This window comes from Mycoplasma sp. Ms02 (genome assembly GCF_019720735.1).
Lineage (GTDB): Bacteria > Bacillota_I > Bacilli_A > Mycoplasmatales > Metamycoplasmataceae > Mycoplasmopsis.
This window is the reverse complement of sequence record NZ_CP081302.1, coordinates 780,255-787,689: the sequence shown is the minus strand read 5'-3', so window position 1 is coordinate 787,689 and position 7,435 is coordinate 780,255. Positions and strand designations below refer to the sequence as shown.

At 33.3% G+C, this 7,435-nt stretch carries 6 protein-coding genes; 1 reads left to right on the top strand and 5 read right to left on the bottom strand.

What is annotated here, in order from left to right; translation table 4 throughout:
- The first annotated feature begins 36 nt into the window (after nucleotides 1–36).
- Nucleotides 37–744 (top strand): MAG0110 family membrane protein, encoded by a 708-nt coding sequence (locus K4L35_RS03110; protein WP_221617472.1) that lies wholly within the window; start codon nucleotides 37–39, stop codon nucleotides 742–744.
- Between the two features lie 98 nt (nucleotides 745–842).
- On the opposite strand, the gene K4L35_RS03105 is transcribed toward K4L35_RS03110, so the two are convergent.
- Genes K4L35_RS03105 through K4L35_RS03085 form a run of 5 tightly spaced genes read right to left on the bottom strand, consistent with a single transcriptional unit; the run spans nucleotide 843 to nucleotide 7,403 of the window.
- A complete protein-coding gene (locus K4L35_RS03105) occupies nucleotides 843–3,788 on the bottom strand; it encodes an AAA family ATPase (protein ID WP_221617471.1) in 2,946 nt (981 codons plus the stop codon).
- 8 nt (nucleotides 3,789–3,796) lie between these two features.
- Complete coding sequence (gene rnc, locus K4L35_RS03100; RefSeq protein WP_221617470.1) at nucleotides 3,797–4,495, bottom strand: ribonuclease III; 699 nt, start codon at nucleotides 4,493–4,495, stop codon at nucleotides 3,797–3,799.
- Nucleotides 4,461–5,474 (bottom strand): phosphate acyltransferase PlsX, encoded by a 1,014-nt coding sequence (gene plsX, locus K4L35_RS03095; RefSeq protein ID WP_221617469.1) that lies wholly within the window; start codon nucleotides 5,472–5,474, stop codon nucleotides 4,461–4,463. Before plsX ends, rnc begins: the two co-directional genes overlap by 35 nt.
- Nucleotides 5,474–7,117, bottom strand: a complete 1,644-nt coding sequence (locus K4L35_RS03090) for a DAK2 domain-containing protein (protein ID WP_221617468.1) — start codon at nucleotides 7,115–7,117, stop codon at nucleotides 5,474–5,476. Before K4L35_RS03090 ends, plsX begins: the two co-directional genes overlap by 1 nt.
- On the bottom strand, nucleotides 7,110–7,403 hold the full coding sequence (locus K4L35_RS03085) for a hypothetical protein (protein ID WP_221617467.1): 294 nt from the start codon (nucleotides 7,401–7,403) through the stop codon (nucleotides 7,110–7,112). Before K4L35_RS03085 ends, K4L35_RS03090 begins: the two co-directional genes overlap by 8 nt.
- Nucleotides 7,404–7,435: the final 32 nt, after the last annotated feature.

Here is a 7,435-nt window from a genome sequence, read left to right as displayed (position 1 = left end):
TTTTAATTTGAAATAATAAAGTGATAAAATTGATATATGATTATCCAAGACATTAAAGAAAGAACATCAAAAATCTCATATCAAGGACTTGTCATGATGTTCGTAGGTTTATTATTTTTATTCTTTGCAGGGCTTATGTTCTTGTTTTTAGGTCCAATCAAGCCTACTATAGAGTATTTTCTATACAAACATCCATTTGCCTATTTAGGAATATTGTTACCAGGTCTTATTGCTTATATTCTGCTGGCATTCTTTAGAACTAAAATTAATAACATGGTGTTATTTATATTGATGCCAATTGTAGTTGTTTATTTCTCATTCACCATTTCGGTAACTATCGTCGATAAAGTTTCGTTTCAGAATGGAGATAACTTATTTTGAATGGGTGCAATATTGACCACTCCTGCTTTGATAATTTTTGTAGCAGGAATTATTGGTTATTTTGAGCTAGTGAATTTACAAAAACTATCAACATTAACTTTCTTTTTATTCATACCATTCGTACTTTTGGTTATCCTAAATATATTCATAAGATCATCACTTATGTTTAATGCAATTACTGTAATCGGTATTTTACTGATTTCAGCTTCTTCAGTATTCACAATAAATCAAATCAAAAAAGAACAAGCATTTTATCAATACGCTACTTTTAAAGAAATGTGAAAATCAGGTCTTTTCAAGGCTTACGATTTGTTTATTGATTATGTACTGCTTCTATCTTACATACTAAGATTTTCAAAATAAAAACTCACAGAAGTGAGTTTTTTTGTTTAGCCTTAACGAAGATTAAGATTTAAATAAAAAGACCTATTATAGGTCTTTTGATGTATCTTTAGCAAAATCTATTGAACTTCTTGTTGAGTATCTTCAACTAACTCTTTTGCCTGTGCTAATTCAAGTGTAAAGAAGCTTGTAACACCTCTTTTTTGCATTGTAGCACCAAATAACTGATCTACCCTTGACATTGTTCCGTGCCTATGCGTGATTACAAGGAACTGCGTTTTTTCTTTAAGGGCTTGTAGATATTCAGCATATCTAACAACGTTGGCTTCGTCAAGCGCTGCTTCCACCTCGTCAAGAATACATAAAGGAAGAGGTCTTGCTTTTAGAATACCAAAAAGCAACGAAATAGCAATCAGTGATTTCTCGCCACCTGAAAATAATTTAAGGTTTTTAACGCTTTTGCCTGGTGGTTGGGCAGAAATCGAAATTCCTGATTCAAGGATGTCAGATTTGTCTGTGAATTCAATATGAGCTGAACCACCACCAAACATAGTAGTAAATACATTGTTAAATTCTTCATTAACATCATGAACAATTTGTGTCAATCTTGTAACAATGATTTTATCCATTTCAGCAATCGCACTGACGATTATTCTTTTAGCCTCGACAAGTTCATCACGATCTCTTGTGTAGTTATTGTACTTATCTTCGACTTCTTTGAATAACTCAATTGAATCAATATCGACATTACCCAATTCTTCTATTTCAGCTTTAAGGTTATCAACAAAATCTATAGCTTGATCAAGAGGAAGTTCTAATTTGTAATTTTCCTTTGCATGTTCAAAAGTGATTTTGTAGTGATGAACGATTCTGTCTTGAGCTTGCTCTAGGAGCATTTTTAAACGTGCATTTTCGGCAATGTTAGTTCCGAAATTCTTTTCAAGTTCTTTTAATGAATATCTTAAACCATCAACTTTAATTCTTAAAGTATTGATGTCGGACTCTAATTGCTCATAAGCAGCACTTTTTGCTTCATGTTCTATTTCAATTTCTGAAAGCTTTGATTTCACAAGTTGCATATTGGCTTCTGCTTGTGATAAGCTTTCTTTGATTTTGATTTCTTCGTTCGTAATCGAACTTAAACGTTGTTTTGTTTCGTTATATTCGTTTTGATTTTGATTAATAGTTTGTCTAATTTCGGACAATTTGTTGCTTGTTTTGAATTTGTACTCAGATTGAACACTTCTGTCACTTAAAAGCTTATTAATAGCTTCCGTTTTCTCTGACATTGATAATTTAATCTGTGGCAACAGATTTTCAAGCTCTTTGATTTTGTCATCTGCATTTAGAAGCGAGTTATTACCTTTGGCAGATTCACCACCCACGATAACTCCACCTGGTCTAACAACATCCCCGTCTAAAGACACAACCATATATCTGTTGTCCATCACTTTTGCAACTGAATTTGCAAAATCAATAGTTTCAGCTACAATAACATTTCCGAGTAAGTACTTCTTAAGTATATCTAACTTAGGTTCCATTTGCACCAGATCACTTGCGATACCCACAACTCCCTTTTGCGATTGAATTGCTATTAAGTGGTCTTCCCGAATAAATTTAGGTTGAATTGTGTTTAAAGGAATAAATGTCGCACGGCCTCCGTTGTTTCTTTTTAAGAAATTAACAACGTTTACGGCTGTTTCAGAACTATCAACAACAACATGTTGTAGTGCTGCCCCTAATATAGTCTCTATTGCTTGCGCATAGGTGTTTTCGACTTTTATCAACTCAGAAACAATATTTCTAACACCTTTGAAATGATGTTTATTTGATAGAACTGTTTTTGTCCCTTTAAACAAGTTAGCTCCCGATTCCTTTTGTTCTTTATAAACATCCAGTCTGGCTTGAATTGAGGCAACTTTTTGGGCTTCTACTTTCTTTTGCGACTCTAAATCGTTAATTTTGGTTGATAAAGTAGTCTCTTCATTGGATGCTGCTTCAAGAATCTTTTTATATTTCTCTTCTTCTGATCTGTCGTGATTAATTCTAGCTTTTAATTCTTCTAATCTTTGAATGAAGCTAGAAATCTGTTCACTTGAAGAAACTTGAATTAACCCTTGGGTTATTAGTTTTTGTCTTTCTTTGTTTTGAGCTTCTGCTATTTCATATTGCTTAATTTTGTCTTTCAAAATATCTCTAGCATGTCTTAGTTCTGATATTCTTGATTTTAGCTCTGATTTTAAAGTGTTGTGTGCTTTGATTTGAGAATCAATTTCATCAATTCTTGTGTTGTAATCAGATCTTGCTTCTTCGACACCCTCAATTTCTTTGCTTAAAGATGAAACTTTTTCTGTGTATTGCTCTATTTGGTATGCCAATAATGCAATTTCTACATCTTTAAGTTGTGCCGACTTTTCTAAATAGATTGAAGCTTTTTCAGCTTTTTTTCTTAAAGGGTTTAACTGCTTTTCAAGTTCGAAAATTACTATTTCGATTTTTTCAATTCCCTCTTCAGTTTTTTCCAGCTTTTTCTCTGACTCTTTTTTGTTATGTTTGTACTTCGAAACACCAGCAGCTTCTTCGAAAATATATTTACGCTCTTCATCTGTTGCTTCTGCAATATCAGAAACCGTACCTTGCGAAATAATCGCTAATGAAGACTTACCAATTCCTGTTTCCATTGCAAGAGATTTAATATCTCTTTGCCTCGAAGGAAGACCATTAATTAAGTACTCGCTTCCTTTTCCTCTTTTGATTACCCTTGTAATAGTAACAAAGTCTGTATCAAAAGAAGAAGTTTTAGCTCTATTGTCAAAAGTAAGTGTTACTTCAGCTTTATTCATTGCAGGTGTTGTTTTTGATCCAGCAAAAATAACATCTTCCATTGAATCACCACGTAATTCACGAGAACTTTGTTCACCTAAAACTCATTTAATGGCATCATTTATGTTACTTTTACCTGAACCATTAGGCCCAACCACTCCAGCAACACCACCATCAAAATTTAGCGAGATAGGATCTGCAAACGATTTAAAACCGTGGGCTTCTACTTTAATTAATTTCATATCGCTCCTTAGACATTAAGTTTCTTTAATGCATCGATAGCTGCGTTTGTTTGCGCTTCTTTTTTACTTTTTCCAGTACCAATTCCAAAAGTTTGTCCATCATGTAGAGCTTTAGCCAAAAATGTCTTATCCTGCTGCACTACAGACTCATAAGTAATGTTATCACGTGAAAAACTCTGGAAATATTCCTGTAATTTTGTTTTTGGGTCTTTATTATCATTTTGGTGAAATTTTTCAATTCAAGGGAATAAATGAGTGGTTAAAAACTCTTTGGTTTTCACCATTCCTTGATCAATGTAAATTGCTGCTGTCATTGCCTCAAAAAGGTCTGCTTGAACCTTAGCTGATGATTTTGCATCAGAGGCTGCCTTGCCTTGTGGCGATTTTAAAAGTAACGGTAGTCCGATTCTCTGAGACACTTCGCTTAACGTTTTAGTTCCAACAACATTAGCTCTTAGCGAAGAAGAGTAGCCCTCGTCTTGTTTTGAAAAATTTATGTAAATATATTGACTAACAAGAAATTGAATTATCGCATCACCAAAAAACTCAAGTCTTTGGTAAGTGTCTATGTTTTTGTTTTTAGTCTTATATGAAGGGTGTGTTATTGCACTTATATATGGTAAATGTGATTTTGGTTCTATTTTGTTTTGGTGAAAAAACTCTTCAAGAGTTTTAACTCTCATTGTTGATTTTGTCTTTTGTTGCATCTTTTACTTTTTGGAGCAAGTTTGTTTCAATGGCTTTTTTAGCTTGATAAATTGCTCCTTTGAATTGCCTTTTATCACTTGATCCGTGGGATTTAATTACAATACCATTAATTCCAACTACAAAAGCTCCACCTATATCTCTGAACTCAATTTTTTTAGCAAGATTTTTAAAAGCACCTTTTGCTAAAAGGTATCCAATCATTCTAATTACCTTTGCTTTTATCGAAGATTCAAGCAAGTCTTTAACTGAAAGAAGTGCTCCTTCATATGCTTTTAGCGCCATGTTTCCAGCATAACCATCACAAAGAATAACATCCATATCCGTTCTTAAAAGCTCTTTTGATTCTGTAAAACCTTGATAGTTTAAATTTGACTCTTCAAGCATTTTTTTAGCCTCTTGAATAAAGTCAGGTCCTTTATATGATTCTGTACCAATGTTTAAAAGTGCAACTTTTGGGTTTGTTGTTCCTAGCATGGCTTTTGAGTACTCGCTAGCAACAATACCTCATTCGTAAAGAAATTCAGGTTTCACACTTATATTTGCTCCCACATCTAAAAGTAGAAACCTTCTACCTTGAATTGTTGGAAAAAAAGGCATGAAGGCAGGCCTTGAAACACCATCAATTCTTTTTGCAATAAAAGTAGAAAGTGTTAATAAAGATCCACTATCACCACTTGAAATGAAAGCGTCTGCCTCTTTTTCTTTGAAAAGCTCAAGTGCTTGTTTCATTGAACTATCTTCTTTTAAAACAAGTCTTGGATTCTCTGATAATTTAGCAATTTTGTCATTGTCTACTATATGTAAGTCGAATTGGTCAACTTGACTTAACAAGTGATTATCGAGTTCTTTTTTATCTCCGACTATATAAATTGAAAAATTCGGATTTTCGTTAAGAAACTCCGATATTGCTTGTGCGATTACAGACGGACCGTGGTCATTTCCGTTTGCATCTATTACGATTATTGGTTTTTTATTCATTATTCTACTCCGATTAAAAAGTGGTAATTAGGTTGAGCACCATTTACAATTTCAACATCAATATCAAATTTATTTTGAACTCAACTTTCTAATTCAATTGCATCAGCTTCTGAAGATAGATCTCCGTAATAAATTGTAAGGAGTTCTCACTCACGTTCAGGGTTGTCAAGCATTTGTGTGATTAAAGAAGTTGCTGCTTGATAAGGTGTTTTGTTTGAAGATGTAATTTTTCCTTTGTGAATTGTAATAAAATCACCTTCTTTAATATTTACACCATTTATTGAGGTTGTTCTAACAGCCTGAGTTACTTCTCCTGAAAGAACATCTTCAATTGCTTCTGTCATCATTTCTAGGTTATCTTCTTCAGAATTTTCTTTATTGAAATTTAAAATAGCAGCAAGACCTTGAACCTGTGTTTTTGTTGGTACTACGATTACATTTTTATCGTTAACAACTTGTGCTGCTTGTTGCGAAACTAACATGATGTTTGAGTTATTAGGAAGGATGAATACTGTTTTTGCATTTACATTTGCAATGGCATCAAGGATATCTTGAGCGCTTGGGTTTTGAGTTTGGCCACCTTCGATGACGTAGTCGCATCCTAATTCATGCATTCTTTCAATAATCCCCGAACCTAAGTTACATGAAACAATTCCACACTCTGCTGGTTTTTCATCTTCAGAGTCTGCTACTTGAGCTTCAACTGCTGTTGCTTTAGAGTTGTTGGCTTGAAGTGTCATGTTTTCAGATTTGATTTTTAAAAATTCTCCGTGTTTCTGAGCTTCATTTAGCAAGTCTCCTGGTTTTAAAACGTGACCATGCACCTTAACTATTTTTTCATCTTGAACAACAACAAGCGAGTTTGCAAACTCTTGAATTACCTTTGTGAATGCTTCTTTGTTGAATTTCTTCTCATCGTTTAATTCGATAATAAATTCAGTGCAATAACCAAATTCTCCGTCATAAACTTCTGTGTCACTAATAAATAATGTAGCTTCATCAGATCCATTAGCGTTTAGAGTTACATCTTGACCAATCGATGCAAGATACATTCCCTCAAAAACTGTGAAAAGTCCTTCACCACCACTGTCAGTTACACCTACTTCACGTAAAATCTTTAATTTGTTTGGTGTTTCATCACATGATTTTCTTGAAACTTCTTTCAGTTTTTTAAAAAAGTCTTCGATATTGACATCTCTATTGACTTTTATTTCTCTTTCTAAGCCTTCAAATGTTTCACGGATTACAGTTAGCATTGTTCCTTCGATCGGTTTTAATACTGCTCCGTAAGCTTTTTTGTAAGCTCCTTCGAAAGCTAAAACTAAATCTTTAGGAAATGCTTCAATTTTTTCGCCTAATGCTTGCGAAAAACCTCTGAAAATCTGACTTAAAATAACACCTGAATTTCCACGAGCACCAAAAAGCATTTTCTTTGCAAGATCAGATGCTGCTTTAGAAATGTCATTTTCATTCTTGTCAATGTTTTGAATTGCATATTCAATGGTTGACGCCATGTTTGTACCTGTATCACCATCAGGAACAGGAAAAACGTTTAATGCATCAATCTTATTTTTTGAATTAATTAAGGCATTTGCCCCAGAAGTGATGAACCTAATAAAGTCCTTACCATTAATTTTATTCATGAATAACTCCTTTTATGGTTATTTTTAAATCGAATTTTTTAATTTTTCTCTTCTTAAGTTCAAAGTTGATTAGTTTGTAAATTTGTTCAACGATTCCTTTTGTGTAAACACCTTGCATAACTGAAATTTCAGCTCTGAAAATGTAACTTTTATTATCTAGTCTAACGTTAATCGCGTCTTCAAGATTTGAAACAACTTCATCAGAATTTACATTGTGTACTCTGGCAACACCTGGCACACCAATTAGTGCAGAAACAAATAATGTTTTTAATTCTTCTATCATCATAAGAACCTCTTATATAACTTATGTAATAAGTA